The sequence below is a fragment of the Aeromonas caviae genome, from assembly GCF_000819785.1.
Lineage (GTDB): Bacteria > Pseudomonadota > Gammaproteobacteria > Enterobacterales > Aeromonadaceae > Aeromonas > Aeromonas caviae.
Genome location: NZ_CDBK01000088.1, coordinates 40,473 through 57,884 on the forward strand (window position 1 = coordinate 40,473; position 17,412 = coordinate 57,884).

At 63.2% G+C, this 17,412-nt stretch carries 13 protein-coding genes; 7 read left to right on the forward strand and 6 right to left on the reverse strand.

Annotated features, from left to right (window positions below; translation table 11 throughout):
* The first annotated feature begins 46 nt into the window (after nucleotides 1–46).
* Genes BN1120_RS15005 through BN1120_RS15015 form a run of 3 tightly spaced genes read left to right on the forward strand, consistent with a single transcriptional unit; the run spans nucleotide 47 to nucleotide 7,539 of the window.
* The gene (locus tag BN1120_RS15005) at nucleotides 47–4,321 is read left to right on the forward strand and encodes a transporter substrate-binding domain-containing protein (protein WP_042016684.1); all 4,275 of its coding nucleotides are present in this window, start codon (nucleotides 47–49) and stop codon (nucleotides 4,319–4,321) included.
* Nucleotides 4,314–5,525, forward strand: coding sequence for an EAL domain-containing response regulator (locus BN1120_RS15010; protein WP_041214588.1), 1,212 nt, complete (start codon nucleotides 4,314–4,316; stop codon nucleotides 5,523–5,525). The genes BN1120_RS15005 and BN1120_RS15010 overlap by 8 nt, the downstream gene beginning before the upstream one ends.
* Before the next feature lie 37 nt (nucleotides 5,526–5,562).
* Nucleotides 5,563–7,539 carry a methyl-accepting chemotaxis protein gene (locus tag BN1120_RS15015; protein ID WP_042016685.1) on the forward strand — a complete coding sequence of 659 codons (1,977 nt, stop codon included), beginning with the start codon at nucleotides 5,563–5,565 and terminating at the stop codon, nucleotides 7,537–7,539.
* Nucleotides 7,540–7,706: 167 nt separating this feature from the next.
* Here BN1120_RS15015 and rfaH read toward each other — a convergent pair whose 3' ends face one another.
* The 4 genes from rfaH to metN all read right to left on the reverse strand — a co-directional run bounded on the left by rfaH (nucleotide 7,707) and on the right by metN (nucleotide 10,809).
* Complete coding sequence (gene rfaH / locus BN1120_RS15020; RefSeq protein ID WP_010673182.1) at nucleotides 7,707–8,207, reverse strand: transcription/translation regulatory transformer protein RfaH; 501 nt, start codon at nucleotides 8,205–8,207, stop codon at nucleotides 7,707–7,709.
* A gap of 97 nt (nucleotides 8,208–8,304) precedes the next feature.
* Nucleotides 8,305–9,105 (reverse strand): methionine ABC transporter substrate-binding lipoprotein MetQ, encoded by an 801-nt coding sequence (metQ, locus tag BN1120_RS15025; RefSeq protein ID WP_042016686.1) that lies wholly within the window; start codon nucleotides 9,103–9,105, stop codon nucleotides 8,305–8,307.
* Nucleotides 9,106–9,131: 26 nt separating this feature from the next.
* Nucleotides 9,132–9,785 carry a methionine ABC transporter permease gene (locus BN1120_RS15030; protein ID WP_029313844.1) on the reverse strand — a complete coding sequence of 218 codons (654 nt, stop codon included), beginning with the start codon at nucleotides 9,783–9,785 and terminating at the stop codon, nucleotides 9,132–9,134.
* Nucleotides 9,766–10,809 carry a methionine ABC transporter ATP-binding protein MetN gene (gene metN, locus BN1120_RS15035; protein WP_039040957.1) on the reverse strand — a complete coding sequence of 348 codons (1,044 nt, stop codon included), beginning with the start codon at nucleotides 10,807–10,809 and terminating at the stop codon, nucleotides 9,766–9,768. Before metN ends, BN1120_RS15030 begins: the two co-directional genes overlap by 20 nt.
* Nucleotides 10,810–11,280: 471 nt before the next feature.
* On the opposite strand from metN, the gene BN1120_RS15045 reads away from it, so the two are divergent.
* The gene (locus BN1120_RS15045; RefSeq protein WP_010673186.1) at nucleotides 11,281–11,736 is read left to right on the forward strand and encodes a hypothetical protein; all 456 of its coding nucleotides are present in this window, start codon (nucleotides 11,281–11,283) and stop codon (nucleotides 11,734–11,736) included.
* 52 nt (nucleotides 11,737–11,788) lie between these two features.
* On the opposite strand, the gene ppgK is transcribed toward BN1120_RS15045, so the two are convergent.
* Both ppgK and queG read right to left on the reverse strand, forming a co-directional pair.
* Nucleotides 11,789–12,532 (reverse strand): polyphosphate--glucose phosphotransferase, encoded by a 744-nt coding sequence (ppgK, locus tag BN1120_RS15050; RefSeq protein ID WP_042016688.1) that lies wholly within the window; start codon nucleotides 12,530–12,532, stop codon nucleotides 11,789–11,791.
* 83 nt (nucleotides 12,533–12,615) lie between these two features.
* The gene (queG, locus tag BN1120_RS15055) at nucleotides 12,616–13,770 is read right to left on the reverse strand and encodes a tRNA epoxyqueuosine(34) reductase QueG (protein WP_042016689.1); all 1,155 of its coding nucleotides are present in this window, start codon (nucleotides 13,768–13,770) and stop codon (nucleotides 12,616–12,618) included.
* A gap of 99 nt (nucleotides 13,771–13,869) precedes the next feature.
* On the opposite strand from queG, the gene BN1120_RS15060 reads away from it, so the two are divergent.
* The 3 genes from BN1120_RS15060 to BN1120_RS15070 are packed head-to-tail and all read left to right on the forward strand — an operon-like array spanning nucleotide 13,870 to nucleotide 17,386.
* Nucleotides 13,870–15,372 (forward strand): bifunctional ADP-dependent NAD(P)H-hydrate dehydratase/NAD(P)H-hydrate epimerase, encoded by a 1,503-nt coding sequence (locus BN1120_RS15060; protein ID WP_042016838.1) that lies wholly within the window; start codon nucleotides 13,870–13,872, stop codon nucleotides 15,370–15,372.
* Between the two features lie 17 nt (nucleotides 15,373–15,389).
* Nucleotides 15,390–15,863 carry a tRNA (adenosine(37)-N6)-threonylcarbamoyltransferase complex ATPase subunit type 1 TsaE gene (gene tsaE, locus BN1120_RS15065; RefSeq protein ID WP_029313846.1) on the forward strand — a complete coding sequence of 158 codons (474 nt, stop codon included), beginning with the start codon at nucleotides 15,390–15,392 and terminating at the stop codon, nucleotides 15,861–15,863.
* 23 nt (nucleotides 15,864–15,886) lie between these two features.
* Nucleotides 15,887–17,386 carry an N-acetylmuramoyl-L-alanine amidase gene (locus tag BN1120_RS15070; protein ID WP_231959416.1) on the forward strand — a complete coding sequence of 500 codons (1,500 nt, stop codon included), beginning with the start codon at nucleotides 15,887–15,889 and terminating at the stop codon, nucleotides 17,384–17,386.
* The last annotated feature ends 26 nt before the right edge of the window (nucleotides 17,387–17,412 follow it).

A 17,412-nucleotide genomic window follows, 5' to 3' on the forward strand; every position in this document is an offset into this window, starting at 1 on the left:
CGCCAAACACTCTATGATCCCCCTCCGTTTCGTATGGGAGTTGATAATGTTCCGCCGCTGCTGTCGTCTCATCCTGCTATGTGGTCTGGCTTTCTGGAGCCTGATGGTTGCGGCTGTGCCGGCGCAACTGGACCAGAGCAACTTCACCCTGGACGAACTGCACTGGCTTGCCACCCATGATGAACTGGTCGTCGGCATGCCTTCGGCGGCCTGGCCACCCTATGTCTATACCGATGGGCGCGGCAACTTCACCGGCCCCCTGGATGAGTTCGCCTCCCAGATTGCAGCCAGGCTGGGGGTGAGCCTTCGCTACCGTGCCTATGCCAACAATGCGGCGGTCCAGCAGGCCTTGCTGGATGGCAAGGTCGACATGTTGATCGGGGTGGCGCCGAGCCCGACCCGCACCCTGCAGATGCAATTTACCTCCGAGCTGATGGCACTGCCCCGGGCCGTGCTGTTGACGGGGGGACGGGAGAGCCTCTCTCTGGAGGAGGCCTATGGGGTGCGCTGGGTCTGCGTCTTCGGTGTCAGCGCCTGCGATGAGCTGCTGCGCCTTGGGATCTCGAATCTGATCACGGCCGACAGCCGTGACGAGGCGATCTTCATGCTCAAGGAGGGCAAGGCGGATGCCTATCTGGCCGAGCTGCCCATGCTGAACAGGCTGCAAGCCATGGCGGGCATGGCGCTGGCCAGGATCGACTGGATGAGGGATACCTCCCTCGCCATGGCCGTGGCGCCCGGGAATGATGTCTTGCAGGGACTGCTGGAGCGGGCCCTCGAGGATATCTCTCCCTTGGAGCGTCGCGCCATTCTGGAGGCGGGGGACATCCTCGACTATGCCCTGGTGAAAAGGAGCAGGGAGATCGTCTTCAATCCGCAGGAGCAGGCGTGGTTGCAAGCACATCCGGTCATCCGCTACGGGGTTGCCCCGGATTGGCCCGGGATGAGCGAGGTGGACGACAGGGGGCGGCTCAAGGGGCTCATTGCCGATCTGCTGACACTGATGAGCCAGCGTGCCGGGCTCCAGTTCACCCTGGTGCCGACCCGGAGCTGGGCCCAGAGCATGGCGCTCTTCCAGGATCGCAAGCTGGATCTCATCCCGGCCATGACTCCCACCGCGGAGCGTCAGCAGTTTGCCCGGTTTACCCCCAACTACGCGTCGATCAACCGGGTGGTCGTGGCGAGGCAGGGGATGGCCGAGCTCACCGCCGCCAGGGCACTGAAAGGGCACAGGGTGGGCATGGTGGGGGGCTCGGTGGAGCAGGTCTTGCTGAGCGAGGTGGGGGCCATCGCCGTGCCGGTGGCCAGCGATGCCGAATTGCTGCCCCTGCTGGACCAGCAGAAGGTCGACTATGTGCTGATGAGCACCACCACCCTGGAGCAGTCGCTGCAAAAGGGATTCAGCGACCGCTACCAGGTGGTCTTCTCCGGCAGCGACCTGCGGGTACCCATCGCCATGGCGACCCAGTTGCAGGACCCCATGCTGCAGCAGATCCTCACCAAGGTGTTGATCGCCATTCCCCCCGACGAGCTCTCCGCCCTGGAGAAAAAGTGGCTCTCCCTGACCATACAGACGGGACTGGATCCGAAGACGGTGCTGCTCTGGTCCTCCCTTGGCGGCGGCATTTTCCTGCTCTGCCTCTTGCTGTTCATGGGCTGGAACCGGACGTTGCGCCGCCAGATCAGCCAGCGGCGGGAGGCCGAGCGGCGGCTCGAGGAGCAGCTGGTGTTTGTCCAGATGATGCTGGATGCCCTGCCCAACCAGGTGGTGCTGACCAACGAGCGCTATGAAGTGGCAATGACGAACCGGGCGTACCGGCAGATGTTTCTCGGCGGGGAGAACCTGACGGGCTCCTATGAGCGGTTGCTCCAGGATCGATTGCCCGAGTCGATCCGCGCCAGGGTGATGGAGGAGGATGCCAGCGTCTGGGAGAGCGGAGAGGAGCTTCATGGTCGGGGCGAGATCCGGTTTGATGACGATCGCCTGCACCAGATGATCTACACCAAGCGGCTCTTTGCGGGGCCCGATGACAAGCGGCTCGGGATCCTGACCGTGCTGACCGACGTGACCGAGCTGGAGCAGGCGCGGTTTGCGGCCCAGGAGGCGCAGACCCGGCTGACCCAGATCACCGACAGCATGCCGGGTCTGGTCTATCAGTATCACTGGCTTGGGCCGGGCAAGGGGCACTTCCTCTACACCTCGCAAGGGGTCAGGGAGATGGTGGGGGTGGAAGAGGACCTGGTCGGCATGGCGGTCACCGGTGCCTCCATCCTGGGGCTGACAGGCAAGGCGCACCAGGACTTCGTGGCCACGGTGGATCGTCATGCCCTGAGCATGCAGCCGCTGGATCTCGAGGTGGAGATCCGGCGCCAGGGGGAGGCGGGCTATTTGCAGATCCGTGGTCACTTCGTTCACCAGGAGGGGCTTGAAGGGGTCATATTGAACGGCGTGGTGCAGGACATCACCAAGCTCAAGCGCCAGGAGCTGGAGCTGCGCCAGGCCAGGCGGGTGGCGGAGGAGGCGACCCAGGCGCGCAGCCGCTTCCTCGCCACCATGAGTCATGAGCTTCGCACTCCCATCTCCGGCATGCACGGCATGCTGGAGCTGCTGCAAATGAGCGCGCTGGACGACGATCAGCGCTACATGTTGCGCAATATCTCGACCTCCACCAACCATCTGCTCTATCTGGTGAACGACATCCTGGACTTCTCCAAGATGGAAGCCGGGCAGTTGCAACTGCACCCCCATCACTGCCGCCTGACCTCGGTGATTTGCGATGTCATCCGGGGACATGCGGCCCTGGCCTATGGCAAAGGGCTCAACGTGACGCTGCGGTGGGGGAAGACGGTGCCGGATCTGGCCTGCATCGACGGGATAAGGGTGGGGCAGGTGATCTCCAATCTGTTGAACAACGCGGTGAAGTTCACCGAGGCGGGGGCGATCGCCATCCAGGTGGATTATGAAGACGACCGGCTGGCCTTCCGGGTCCGGGATACCGGGATCGGCATCGCCCTGGAGCAGCAGCGCACCCTCTTCATCCCGTTCAAGCAGGTGGAGTCCGACACCAACCGCCGATTTGGCGGCACCGGGCTTGGGCTTGCCATCTGTCATCAACTCACCCAGAAAATGGGGGGGAGCCTGACCCTGGAGAGTACCCCCGGAATGGGCACCTGCGTGACTTTCACGTTGCCTCTGGCCGAGTGCCAGTGGGAAGCGCCCCCCCTGACCGGCCAGGTATGGTGGTGGTTTGGGGAGGATGAGGGGCTGGAATCGGTGATGGCCAGGCTGGGCGCCAGACTGGTACGCATGGAGGCACACCATTGGCAGCAGCCCCTCGAGGGGCATCTGTTGGCGCAGGAGAATCACCTGGAGCAGGCCCTTGGCAGTGACTGGCTGGCCTGTTTGCAGCGTTCGAACCTCAAGGGCATAGTACTCTCTCCCCATGAGGCCCTGCGGGGGCGCATGGGTGGCGACGCCTGGTGGCGACTGGGACAATCGCCTCTCTACCCGGATCTGTTGCTGGAAACCTGCCAGTCACTGTTCAACCAGCAGGCGAGCCAGTCGAAGGGGATGGAGGGGGAGAAGCTCAAGGGGCGGGTGCTGGTGGCCGATGATCACCCCGTCAACCGGGCATTGCTGACGAGACAGCTCGCTATCCTGGGGCTCGAGTCCGAGGTGGTGGAAGATGGCGAGGAGGCGCTGCGCGCCTGGCAGGGGCAGGACTTCGCCCTGCTGCTGACCGACTGCCACATGCCGGTGATGGATGGCTATGCCCTCACGCGAGCCTTGCGGGATGCCGGGGACAGTGCTCCCATTATCGGGGTGACGGCCGATACCTCTGAGGAGGCGAGCCAACAGATGCGTGATGCCGGCATGAACGACATGCTGTTCAAGCCCTACAGCCTGGATGCCCTGAGCCAGACCCTGGGACGCTGGTTGCCGACTCAGGAAGAACAGCTCGCCTCGGAGGCGCCCCGGCAAGCCAGGGTTCAGCTGCCAGGCATAAGCTGGTTGACCCTGTTCGGGGATGAGGCGGTGGCTCGCAGCATGGCCAGCGAATACCTGGACGCCAACGAGCAGGATGGCGAGGACATGAGGCTGGCGCTGGCCAGCCAGGATACCCAGGCGCTGGTGGAGACGGCACATCGCATCAAGGGGGCCGCGCGCATGGTAGGACAGCAGGCTTTGGCAGAGGAGGCGGCCCGGCTGGAGGCGGCGGCCAGATTGAAACAACTGGACAAGCTCGATGACCTGGCCAGGGCGGTACAGGCATTGATGGACTCTATCAGAGGTGAAACGGGGTTATGGCTCGATGAATAGCGCACGGCATGAGTTGGCGATCATGGTGGTGGAGGATCACAACTTCCAGCGCAAGGCCCTGATGCACCAGATCCGCGGACTGGGCTACGGCAACCTGCTGGAGGCGCAGGACGGGGAGGAGGCGCTGGCACAGTGCCAGCACCACAGGGTCGACATCCTGTTCTGTGATCTGCGCATGCCGGGCATGGATGGCATGGCGCTGCTGCGCCGCCTCTCCCTTGGCGGGTTCCGCGGCGGCATTGTGCTGTGCAGCGCCCTGGAGGATGACGTGGTCGATGCCGTGCTGCGCATGAGCCGGGCCTATGGCCTGCAGGTGCTGGGGCGCATCGAGAAACCCGCGTCTCCCCAGCAGATCGCGCAGCTCATCGGTGCCTGGCGGCCCCAGCAGGTACGCAGCCAGGAGGAGGATGGTTATCACCTGACCCTGGATGAGCTGCGCCGGGCGCTGGATCAGGACCAGTTGCTGCCCTGGTATCAACCCAAGGTGGGTTTTCACAACGGGGAGTGGCTCGGCATGGAAGCGCTTGCCCGCTGGCAGCACCCCGAATATGGCCTCATCTCGCCGGCCCGTTTCATCCCGCTGGCGGAGCACAACGGGCTCATCGACCCGCTCACCGAGGTGATCATCGGCAAGGCTCTGCGGGACGGCCACCTGTGGGAGAAGACAGGGCTCTCCCTGAACCTGTCGATGAACCTGTCCACCACTTCCCTCATTGAGGGGGATCTGTGCAACACCCTGCTCAGCCACTGCCAGCGCTGGAGCATCAACCCCGAGCTCATCACCCTCGAAGTAACCGAGAGCGCTTTCGTCAAGGATCTCGGCAAGTCGCTGGAGGTGCTGACCCGCTTGCGGATGCACGGTTTTGGTCTCTCCATCGATGATTTCGGGACCGGCTACTCCTCCATGCAGCAGCTCGCCCTGCTCCCCTTTACCGAGTTGAAACTGGACAGATCCTTCGTGGATCGCTGCTATGAAGATCCCTCTCGCCTAGCCATCATCGAGTCCAGCATCGAGCTGGCTCGCAAGTTGGGCTTGAAATCGGTGGCCGAGGGGGTCGAAGATGAGGCGACCTGGCAATTGCTGGCGAAACTGGGGTGCGATCAATGCCAGGGCTTCTTCTCCGCCCGTCCCATGCCCCGCGAGGAGCTGATGGGATGGCATCAGGGTTGGCAGGCTCGTTTGCCCGCGCTCATCAGACGCTAATCCCGGGCAGGATGCCCGACGAATTCCAAGGATGGCCATGAAAATATCAAGCAAGTTGTTGTTGAGCTTCTGTTTTATCAACCTGCTCATCATTCTCTCCTCCGCCCTTGTCTATCATCAGCTCGGCCGGATCGAAGGCTCGCAAGATGCCTTGCTGGCCCAGGCCCTGCCCGCCCTGCAGCGGGACGAGGCGAGCCAGAAAGCCCTGATTGCCACCGTTTCATCCCTGCGGGCCTATCTCATACTCGGCAAGGATCCGGCACAGGGTGATCGCATCAAGCAGGAGTGGGAAGAGGCCTGGCACGCCATCGATCGCCAGCGTTTCACCCCCGACCTGACCCGGGCACTCAAGGATTTCAAGGGGGCACAGTCACAGGTGTGGGCCCTGGCTCACACCGAAGAGAACCTGCCCGCCCACACCCTGATGCTGCTGGAGGCCGGCCCCCTGGCGGAGTCGGCCCTCGATCAGTTGCAGTCTTTTGCCAATGAAGAGGTGGCGACGCCCCAGGCGACGTTGCCCGGTGACAGGCGCCTGCTGCTCAAGCAGGTGGGGGATGCCTACAACAGCCTGGGCAATGCGCTCTCCGCCCTGCGGGATTTCCTCATCTCGGGGGAGAAGGAGTACCTGGACAAGTACCGGGACTACTACCAGTTTCACCAGCAGCGGGTGGCCGAGCTGAAACAGCAAGAGGCCAACTTCACCGAGGCACAAAAGGGGCTCTGGACGCTCTTTGAAGAGATGTCAGCCCCCTTTGCCGAGCTGGTCGGCCAGGTGATCGAGAAGCGCCAGGCCCCGGACTGGGACAGGGCCAACCACCTGATGGCCACCGAGATAGAGCCCGCCCTGACCCGGCTGGCGGATCAGCTGGCGACCCAGGTGACCCATACCCGTGCCGAGGTGGACAAGATGGCGGGGGAGATGGCGGCCGCCAGTCAGACCATTCATCGCACCCTGCTGCTGGCCACCACCAGTGTCATCCTGCTGGGCACCCTGGTGGCCCTGCTGTTCAGCCGGCACCTGACCCGGGACATCGCCAGCCTGGTGAAACGGGCGGGCCTGGTGGCCGATGGCCGCCTCCCCGTCACCCCCTTGCCCGTGCTTCGTCAGGATGAGCTGGGAGGGCTCACGGGCTCCATCAACCGAATGTCGGCACAGTTGCGCGAACTGGTGGGGGAGATCCAGGGGGCGGTCGGTCAGGTGGAAGGGGCTGGCCGCGAGGTGGGCCAGACCACCAATGCCATCGTGGATGATCTGGCAAGCCAGAATCAGCGGCTCGATGCGGTGGCAGCCGCCATCGAGCAGATGTCGGTCAGTACCCGGGATGTGGCGGGCAACATTGCGGACGCGGCGGGAGCGGCTCGCCAGACCGAGCAACAGGCAAGGGAGGGGGAGCAGGCCCTCGCCCGCATGGGGACCACCATGGCGCAGATTGGTGCCATGATTGCCCAGGCAAACCAGGCGATGACGCAGCTCAGCAGCCAGAGCGAGCAGGTGGGGAGGGTCACCGAAGTGATCGCCACCATCGCCGAGCAGACCAATCTGCTGGCACTCAATGCGGCCATCGAGGCGGCGCGGGCCGGTGAGCAGGGACGGGGATTTGCCGTGGTGGCCGATGAAGTGAGGCAGTTGGCCAGCCGCACCAGCGCATCGACCATGGAGATCAACCAGACCATTGCCAGCATCCAGCAGCAGACCCGGGAGACCGCGGATACCGTGGGCAGCGGCACCCTGCTGGTGGAGCAGGGGCGCGGCGCCGTGGCCTCGGTGACCGAGACCCTGGAGTCGATGGCGACGCTGGTGCAGGATCTCAGCGGCCAGCTTGCCGCCATCGCCACCGCCACCGAGCAGCAGTCAAGGGCGGCGCAGGAGGTGGCGGGCACGGTGGAGGAGATTGCCGGGCTCAGCCATCAGTCCAGCGAACATGGCCAGCAGGGGGAGCAGATCGCCGCCCGCCTGACCCGGGAGACCGGGAGACTGACATCGGCCATCAGCCGCTTCGAACTGGATGCCTGACGCAAGGGAGAGAAAAATGGGGCAGACCTCTGGGTCTGCCCCGTTTTTTTCGGCCCGACAACCTGGTGGTGGAAGGATGCACGTCGCAGGTGCGGTCCTGACCGTTCGGAATCAGGGGGATGGTGTCTTGTGTACTGCCCTGTGGCTCTTTCTGCCGACAGGACGGGTCACTCCAGGCGGCGGAAGGCCTGGTTTTCGAAGCTGCTGCAGGTCTCCTGGTTGAGCAGGTTGACCAGCAGGATGGCCCGCTTTTCGCCATCCGGCTCCAGATAGATGGCTTCAAACCCGGCGAGGGGGCCGGATTCGATAAGTACCTTGTCTCCCTGGGTCGGCAGACGGGCATAGCTGGCGCGCGCCTCGTCGCTGTCGTCCCGGCTCATGAGCCGGTAGATCAGCTGGCTGCTGACGGGGGTCCACTCCTTGCCGAAGTGGATGATGCGACTGATGCCCCGGGTCGATTTCAGGGTGACCGGGGTGACCTCTTCCAGATCCACGTAGATGAAGAGATAGTTGGGGAACATGGGCTCGCGCTGGGGCACGCGCTTGCCTCGCCGCAGTTTTTCAATCTCGACCATGGGGTAATAGGATTCAACGCCCTGGGCTGCCAGATGGGCGCGGGCGCGGGCCTCTTCCTTGGGTTTGCAGTAGGCCAGATACCATTTCTTCATTGTTGTTCTGTTTTTCGTGTTGCCGTGCTTCTGGCTATGATAACGGGGGTAAAAAAAAAGGCCACGCTTGACGTGGCCTTTTTTCCAGAGTGAGTGATTACCAACCTTTCACCAGACCGCCCTTGAACAGTTCGGTTCCCTTCTTGAAGACCTCGTCGGTCTGGAAGGACTGGACGAACTCCTTGACCTTCTCGTCGTCCTTGTTGTTCTCGCGAGCAACGATCAGGTTGACGTAGGGGGACTCCTTGTCTTCGACAAACAGGCCGTTCTCGGTCGGGGTCAGACCAATCTGACCGGCGAAGGTGTTGTTGATGATGGCCAGATCCACGTCTTCCAGGGAGCGCGGCAGTTGTGCGGCTTCCAGCTCGACGATCTTGAAGTTGCGCGGGTTGCTGGCGATGTCCAGTACGGTCGCTTCCAGACCGGCACCCTCTTTCAGCTTCAGCAGGCCCTGCTTTTCCAGCAGGATCAGGGAACGACCCAGGTTGGTCGGATCGTTCGGCACCGCGATCTGGGCACCGTCTTTCAGCTCGGACAGGGCCTTGATCTTCTTGGAGTAACCGGCGATCGGGTAGACGAAGGTGTTGCCGACCGGCACCAGCTTGAAGCCGCGATCACGGATCTGGGCATCCAGGTAGGGCTTGTGCTGGAAGGCGTTGACGTCGACGCTGCCGTCGTTCAGGGCCACGTTCGGGGTGACGTAGTCGGAGAAGGTGACCACTTCGACGGTCAGGCCGTATTTTTCCTTGGCAACCTTGGCCGCGGTCTCAACCAGCTCGGTCTCGGGACCGGCGATGGCGCCCACCTTCAGGGTCTTGTTCTCTTCCTTCTGGCCGCAGCCGACCAGTACCAGGGTTGCCAGCAGCGCAGCTGCTGCGGATTTGATGCCCAATTTCATAAAAACCTCCTGTCAGAAATCGACGATTAACGATGATCACATTGTTTGACCAGGCGCTCACCCGCGCTCTGGATGAGTTGAACCAGCACCACCAGAATGACCACGGTGACTAGCATGACGGTGGGATCGAAACGCTGGTAGCCGTAGCGAATACCCACATCACCGAGACCACCGCCTCCGATGGCACCTGCCATGGCGGAGTAGTTCACCAGGGTGACGAGGGTGATGATGACGCTGTTGAGGATCCCCGGCAGGGCCTCGGGCAGCAGCACCTTGGCGATGATTTGCAGGGGCTTGGCCCCCATGGCCTTGGCCGCTTCCAGCAGGCCGTCAGGCACCTCCATCAGGGCCCCTTCCACCAGGCGGGCGATGAAGGGAATGCAGCCCACGGTCAGCGGCACGATGGCGGCGATGGTGCCGATGCTGGTGCCGACGATGAAGCGGGTCAACGGAATGATGGCGACCAGCAGAATGATGAAGGGCACCGAGCGACCGACGTTGACGATGACGCCCAGGACCTTGTTGAGCAGCGGATTGGCAAGGATCTGGCCTGCCTTGGTCACGTGCAGCGCCACGCCGAGCGGCAGGCCGAGCAGGCAGCCGAACAGGGCGGAGGCAAACACCATGATGAGGGTGTCGCCCAGAGCCGAAATCAGCAGATTAATCATTGCTTCGGACATAACCCATTACCTCCAGCTGAATGTGGTTGTCGATGAGGAACTGCTGGGTGGCCTCGCACTGGGCCTCGTCCCCGAACAGTTCCGCCAGCAGGAAGCCGAACTTGACGCCACCGGCGTATTCGATGTCTGCGCTCAGGATGCTGATGTCGATGTTGAAACGGCGGCTCGCCTCGGAAATCAGCGGCGAATCCACCGTGGTCCCGGTAAAGCCGAGCTTCACCAGGGGATAGCTGCCGGGCACCCGGTCGCTACTCATCCGATCCTGATACTCCTGGGGCACTTCCAGGTGGATGGTGGAGTGGATGAAATCCCGGGCCAGCTGGGTCTTGGCATTGCTGAAGAACCAGGCCACTTCCCCCTGCTCGATGAGACGGCCGTCGCTGATGATGGCCACTTCGTCGCAGATCCCCTTCACCACGTCCATTTCGTGGGTGATGAGCAGTATGGTGAGCCCCAGCTTGACGTTGATCTCCTTGAGCAGGGTCAGGATCGAGCGGGTGGTCTGCGGGTCGAGGGCCGAGGTGGCCTCGTCACACAGCAGGACCTTGGGAGCCGGTGCCAGGGCACGGGCGATGGCGACGCGCTGCTTCTGCCCGCCGGAGAGCTCGGACGGATAGGCGTGGGCACGGGCTTCCAGCCCGACCAGGGCCAGCAGTTCGCTGACCCGGCTCTGGATCTTGTCCTTGCTCCAGCCCGCCAGCTCCAGCGGGAAGGCGATGTTGGCGGAGACGGTGCGAGAGGCCAGCAGGTTGAAGTGCTGGAAGATCATGCCGATCTGGCGGCGAGCCTGAGTCAGATCCCGCTCGCTGAGGGCGACCAGGTCCTGGCCATCGACGATGACCTGCCCCTCGGTGGGGCGCTCCAGCAGGTTGACGCAGCGGATGAGGGTACTCTTGCCGGCACCGGAGGCACCGATCACCCCGAAGATCTTGCCTTGGGGCACATGCAGGCTCACGTCACGCAGGGCGTGCACGGCATCACTGCCTTTACCGTAGACTTTGTTGAGACCGATCAACTTAATCATGGATTCTTCCGTGCTAACAGCCTTAAAGCATAGGGCGCTACAGGCGGGTAAATTGGGCAGAGGTTTCACTGGGTAGCTCTGTCATCATGGAGGATGATGCTAAGATGTCCGGATGGCTGTGTCAACGCATGTTTTTACGTCTAGACGTCTAAAAAATGGATAAGGATTCCCGCCATTTGACTATGGTGTGGAGGTATCACCACCAGTATCAATATTAGATTCCGATTTGATGACTCCAGTCCGAATATAAGCTGGTAAATATCTTTTATGTCGTCGATTTGATGCCTCCCTTCGGGCAAGGTGCCCGGTTGTCCGGGCAGCATCGCTGCCGGTTTCCCCTTCCTCCTGCTGTCTCTTTTTCTGCTTTCTTTTCCATCTCATTGATGCAGAACAATAAATGACCAGTTCGTGGCCGTGTCGACATGCCAGCTCCCTATACTGGCTGCAGGTGGATGCCAGGAGGGAGGCGAGATGCGATTCCAACAGATCAAGGACCTGATGCTCTATCTCGAGGAGCTTCATCATCGGCAAGGGCACATTTACGGGCGCCAGATCCCCCGGGTGGATGCTGAGCGCAGCAGGATGTTGCTGGCCTATCTGCAAGGGCGGGAGGATGCCGCGGCGGCTCATCTGCACGATTATCGCGAGCAGATGGGCAGCGCGGTGAAGGAGACCTGGCTGGATCAGGGGTTTGGGGAGGATCTGCTGGCCGAGGGGGATCGTCTGGCGCTGCCCGCCACAACCCAGCCCGCGGAGATAGTGGCCCTGGTGTCACGCCAGGAGGAGAGGCTCATCGGCGAGCTGGAACGTCTGGCCCGGGAGTGCCCCACGCCCGACACGGCGGCGCTGCTGAAAGCCCTGGCCTCCATGGCCCAATCCCGCCTGACCCGTCTGGTACACGGTGCTCATCGCCTCGACGATCTCTGAGCCCGAATGAGAGAGACCCGGCACGGGCCGGGTCTTCTGATGTTGCTGGCGGTCAGCTCCCTTGCCGGGCCGCGCCATAGAGGGCGGCGCCTATGATGCCGGCCTGGTTGAGGTTCGCGGCCGCCACCAGGGGAGCCCGGGTCTCAATCTTGTCGATGAACTTGTCGAGCTTGGCGGCGCTGCCGCCCCCCAGGATGAAGAGGTCGGGGGAGAACAGAAACTCCAGGCGAGCCAGGTATTTGTTGAAACGTTTGCCCCAGCGGCCCCAGGAAAGATCCTCGCGCTTGCGCACCGCATCGGAGCAATAGTGTTCGGCCACCATGCCTTCCAGCATCAGGTGACCCAGCTCGGTATTGGGCAGCAACTGGCCATTGACGAAGACGGCGGTACCGATGCCGGTGCCGACGGTGATGAGAATGATGACCCCCTGGCGATCCTGCCCGGTGCCAAAGCGCATCTCCGCCAGACCGGCCGCATCGGCGTCGTTCAGGACATGGCAGGGCAGGCCGGTCACATCGGCAAACAGGTGGGCGGCATCGGTCTCAATCCAGCTCTTGTCGATGTTGGAGGCATTCTTGGCGATGCCGTTGTGGATGGTGGCGGGAAAACCGCACCCCACGGGACCCTTCCATTGGAAGTGCTCGACCAGCGCCTTGAGGGTGTGTGCCACGGCGGCCGGGGTTGCCGGTTGCGGTGTGGCGATGCGGTGGCGTTCGCCAATCAGCTCCCCGGTTTCGGTGTCGACCAGGCAGCCCTTGATCCCGGACCCCCCAATATCTACTCCCAGCATCTGCATCAGAATCTTCCTTTTATTGTGCCGATGTTCAATGGTCGGCAGAGCATGAAAAAATGGCTGCGATCCGGCAAGTGCCAGATCACTTATGCGTGATCCGGCAGACCTTTTTCGATGCAGCGGATCAGCAATCGCGTCTTTTTATTCTCTTCCTGCTGACGCCTGGCCAGGGTCGCCAGCGCCCACTCGATATGCTCGGCCACCATGGGCGCCGCCTCAGGCAGCGCCTGTTGCAGGGCGGCCAGGACCTCGCTGCTGGCCGGTCCGTTGCCAAGGGCCACCGCCAGGTTGCGGCGCCAGCGCTGATAGCCGATGCGGCGGATGGGGCTGCCTTCCGTGTGCTTGAGAAACTCGGCCTCGCTCCAGCCCCACAAGGTCAAGAGGGGCGGGCGGTGCAGATTGGGGCGCGGGCTGAAGTCGGGCTCCGGGCTGGCATTGGCATAGCGGTTCCAGGGGCAGATGAGCTGGCAGTCGTCACAGCCATAGATGCGATTGCCCATGAGCGGCCTGAACTCCTCGGGAATGGGGCCGTCGTTCTCGATGGTGAGATAGGAGATGCAGCGCCGTCCGTCTACCACATAGGGGGCGATGATGGCACCGGTGGGGCAGATATTGATGCAGGCCACGCACTTGCCACACAGCTCCTTCTCCACCGGGGTATCCACGGGCAGCGGCAGGGCGATGAGCAATTCTCCCAGAAAGAAGAAGGAGCCGGCGGACTCGTTGATCAGGAGCGAGTGCTTTCCCACCCAGCCAAGGCCGGCCTTGGCCGCCAGCGGCCTTTCCAGAATAGGGGCCGAGTCGACGAAGGGGCGCCACTCGCCCAGGGTTTGTCCCGCCGCCTGCAACAGGGTGTCGCACCGCAGCTCGATGCGCTCCCCCAACTGTTTGAGTCGATTGCGCAGCACCTTGTGGTAGTCGCGGCCGAGGGCATAGCGGCTGATGTAGCCGAGGGTGGGATCGCGCAGGGTGGCGGCAAAGCCCGCCTCGAACGGGAGGTAGTTCATCCGCACCGAGATGACCCGCAAGGTGCCCGGCAACAGCTCGTGGGGGCGGGCCCTCATCATGCCGTGGCGCGCCATGTAGTCCATGGTCCCGTGATAACCGGCATCCAGCCAGGCCTGCAACCTTGGCTCTTCCAGAGTGAGGTCGGTGTCGGCGATGCCGACCTGGTCAAATCCTAGCTCCCTTGCCCAGAGCTTGATATCGTGGGCCAGTTGCGCAAGTTCGGCAGCCGTCATGCAGCATCCCCCCTCTGCCTGCAGGAGTGTGGCAGGCACAGGGCGGCAATATGGCGTGCCAGTTGCCGGGTCATGGGATGATGAAACGTGGGGGCCGTCATGGTAGAGGTGTTCGGGGACGCTATCCGCAAAAATGAGTGGGAGAGTCTAGCACAACCCCTGTGGCGGGCCGAGCAGATCCGCAGCATGGAACGGCGCTGGGCCGAGCAGGAGGGGTTGCCCCTCTATGTGCTGATGGAGCGGGCCGGGAATGCGCTGTGCAACTATGCCTGTCACCACTGGCCCGACAGCCGCCAGTGGTGGATCTTCGTCGGCCCTGGCAACAACGGTGGGGATGGCTACGTGCTGGCCCGCCTTGCCCGGCGCATCGGCCTCGAACCTTTGGTGATTGCCGCCCGAGCTCCCGGCCTGCTGAGGGGAGATGCCAGGCGGGCTGCCGAAGAGTGGCTCGCATCGGGGGGGAGCGTGACCATGGCCGAGGATCTGCTGCCCGCCACGCTGCCGCCGCCGGATCTGGTCATAGACGCACTGCTCGGTACCGGCGTCCAGCTTCCCCTCTCCTCGTCAATGACAAAGATCGTCGCAACAATCAATGGCTTGAACGCGCCCGTGCTGGCGGTGGATCTCCCCTCCGGTCTCAATGCCGACACCGGCCGCGCCATGGGCGCACTGGTGCGTGCCACCCGCACCCTCACTTTCATCGGCATCAAGCAGGGCATGCTCACCGCCGACGGGGTAGACGGAGTCGGCCACCTCGACCGGGATCCCCTGGGAGTGACGCCGGGGGAGGAACGGGTTCCCGCTGCCGAGCGGATCGATTATCCCAGCCTCAAGGGGTTGCTGACCCCGCGCAGGCGCTCGGCTCACAAGGGACACAGCGGCAAGGTACTGCTGACGGGGGGGAACCTCGGCATGCAGGGGGCCATCCTGCTGGCGGGTCAGGCCTGTCTGCGGGCGGGGGCGGGATTGGTACGCCTGCGCCAGCACCCGGATTGTCCTGCGGCCAGCCTGGTTCAACCCGAGCTGATGGGATGCCCGGCGGACATGGATGAAGGGTGGGCATCGGTGCAGGTACTGGGCCCCGGGCTCGGTCAGGATGGGTGGGGCCGTGCCCGGTTCGAACAGGGCATCGGAGCCGCCGTGCCACTGGTATTGGACGCCGATGGATTGAATTGGCTGGCGCAGGCCCCCCGTCATCAGGATAATTGGGTGCTCACACCCCACCCCGGGGAGGCGGCTCGCCTGCTGGGTTGCTCCATCGCCGAGGTCGAGGGGGACAGGTTTGCGGCCGTCTCGCGACTGCAACAGCGCTACGGTGGTGTGGTGTTGCTCAAGGGGGCGGGGTCGCTCATCTGCGACGGCAGGCGCATTTCCCTGTGCGACGAGGGCAACCCCGGCATGGCCAGTGGCGGCATGGGTGACCTCTTGTCTGGTATAATCGCCGCCCTTCTGGCTCAGGGCTGGTCTGCGGGCATGGCCACCCGACTCGGGGCCGTGATCCACGCAGAGGCCGCCGATCTGGCCGCTGCCGAGGGTGAGAGGGGCATGCTGGCATCGGATCTGCTGCCCTGGATCCGTCGTCTGGTCAATCCGACACAGTAACAAGTAACAAGAAGAACATGGCAAAAACCTTGATGATGACACTGCCGGACGAGGCAGCAACAGTGGCGCTGGGTGGCCGTCTGGCAAAGGCGTGCCAACAGGCCACCACGGTATTTCTGCACGGTGCCCTCGGGGCCGGCAAAACCACCCTGACCCGAGGCTGGGTGCAGGGACTGGGTCATGAGGGCAAGGTCAAGAGTCCGACCTATACCCTGGTGGAGCCCTATGAGCTTGCCCAGTGGCAGGTCTATCACTTCGATCTCTATCGACTGGCGGACCCGGAAGAGCTGGAGTTCATGGGCATTCGCGACTATTTCGCCGCCGATACCCTCTGCCTGGTGGAGTGGCCAGAGAAGGGCGACGGCTGGCTGCCAGCCCCGGATCTCGAGATCACCCTGAGTTATGCAAACGAGCAGCGCGAGGTGCAGATTGATGCCCGCACTGCTATCGGCGAAGCCATTCTGGAACGGTTGTCATCTCAGTGCGCGTGATCCTTGTTTTTGTTCTCTCCCTGATGGCATTGCCCACCTGGGCCAATCAGCTCAAGAGTGTGCGGGTGTGGCCATCACCGGACAACACCCGGGTGGTGCTCGACATGAGCAGCGCCCCCAATTTCAACTACTTCACCCTGACCGGTCCGAACCGTCTGGTCATCGACCTGAAAGGGGCGAGCAACGCCACCAACCTGGCCCGCATCGAAAACAAGAGCGAGCTGGTGCGCAAGATCCGCGAGAGCACGCCGCTGGAGAAGGGCGGCCTGCGACTGGTGCTGGATCTCGGCTCTGCCATCAAGCCGGTGGTCTTTCCGCTGGCGCCGGCAGGCCCCTATGGCCACCGTCTGGTGATCGATCTTCCCTATGAAGAGAAGGGGAGCGCTGCGGCGCAGCCCGCTCCCGTCGGGGGACACGGCAAGGCCATCGTCATCGCCATCGATCCTGGTCACGGCGGGGAAGACCCGGGCTCCATCGGCCCGCGCCGCACCTACGAGAAACGGGTGACCCTGGCGGTCTCCCAGAAGCTGGCGGCCCTCATCGACCGGGAGCCCGGCATGCGAGCCGTGCTGACCCGCCGTGGCGACTACTTCGTCGATCTCAACAAACGCTCCGAAATCGCCCGCAAGGCCAAGGCAGACCTGCTGGTGTCGGTGCATGCCGACAGCTTCCACAACTCGACTCCTCGCGGCGCCTCCGTCTGGGTGCTGTCGACCAATCGCGCCAACCGCGAGATGGGTAGCTGGCTCGAGAAGCAGGAGAAGCAGGGGGAGCTGCTAGGGGGCGTTGGCAAGGTATTGGCCGAGTCTGATCCCAACCCCTATCTGGCGCAGACCTTCCTGGATCTCTCCATGGACAAGTCGCGGGCTGAAGGCTATGACGTCAGCCGCCAGATCCTGCGCTCGCTCGGCCGGGTGGCCAGATTGCACAAGAAGGCGCCGGAACATGCGAGCCTGGCGGTGCTGAAGGCGCCGGACATCCCCTCGGTACTGGTGGAGACGGGCTTTATCTCGAACCACGCCGAGGAGAAACTGCTGGCCACCGCCAGCTATCAGGATCAGCTGGCCCGGGCCATCTTCGAGGGGATCCACAACTATTACCGCAGTCATCCGACCAAGGGGCCCATGCTCACCGGCAAGGGCCAGGTTGCCGCCCCGCCGCGTCAGGCGCCTGCCAGCAAGCCGGTTGCCCAGCCAACGCAGCAGGTCGTGACCAACCGGATGCCGGCGAGCGAGCCCTATCGCGTCGGTGAGGGCGGCGCCCCGGTCAGCAGCGTCGGCAGCGCCTCCGGTGCCGGCGTGATCAAACCTTACAAGGTCGCAGCCCAGGAGCCGAGTGCGCCGGTAGCCAGCGTGCAGAGCAACGACAAGTCCAACATGATCCGCCACGTGGTCACCCGCGGCCAGAGTCTCTCCCGTCTCGCCGAGAAACATGGGGTGAGTCAGGCGCGACTGGTGGAGATCAACAAGCTCAAGTCACGGGACATCCAGATAGGGCAGGTGCTCTATATTCCGCGAAAATAGCGCGGGCTGAAGAACGCCGCTCTTCT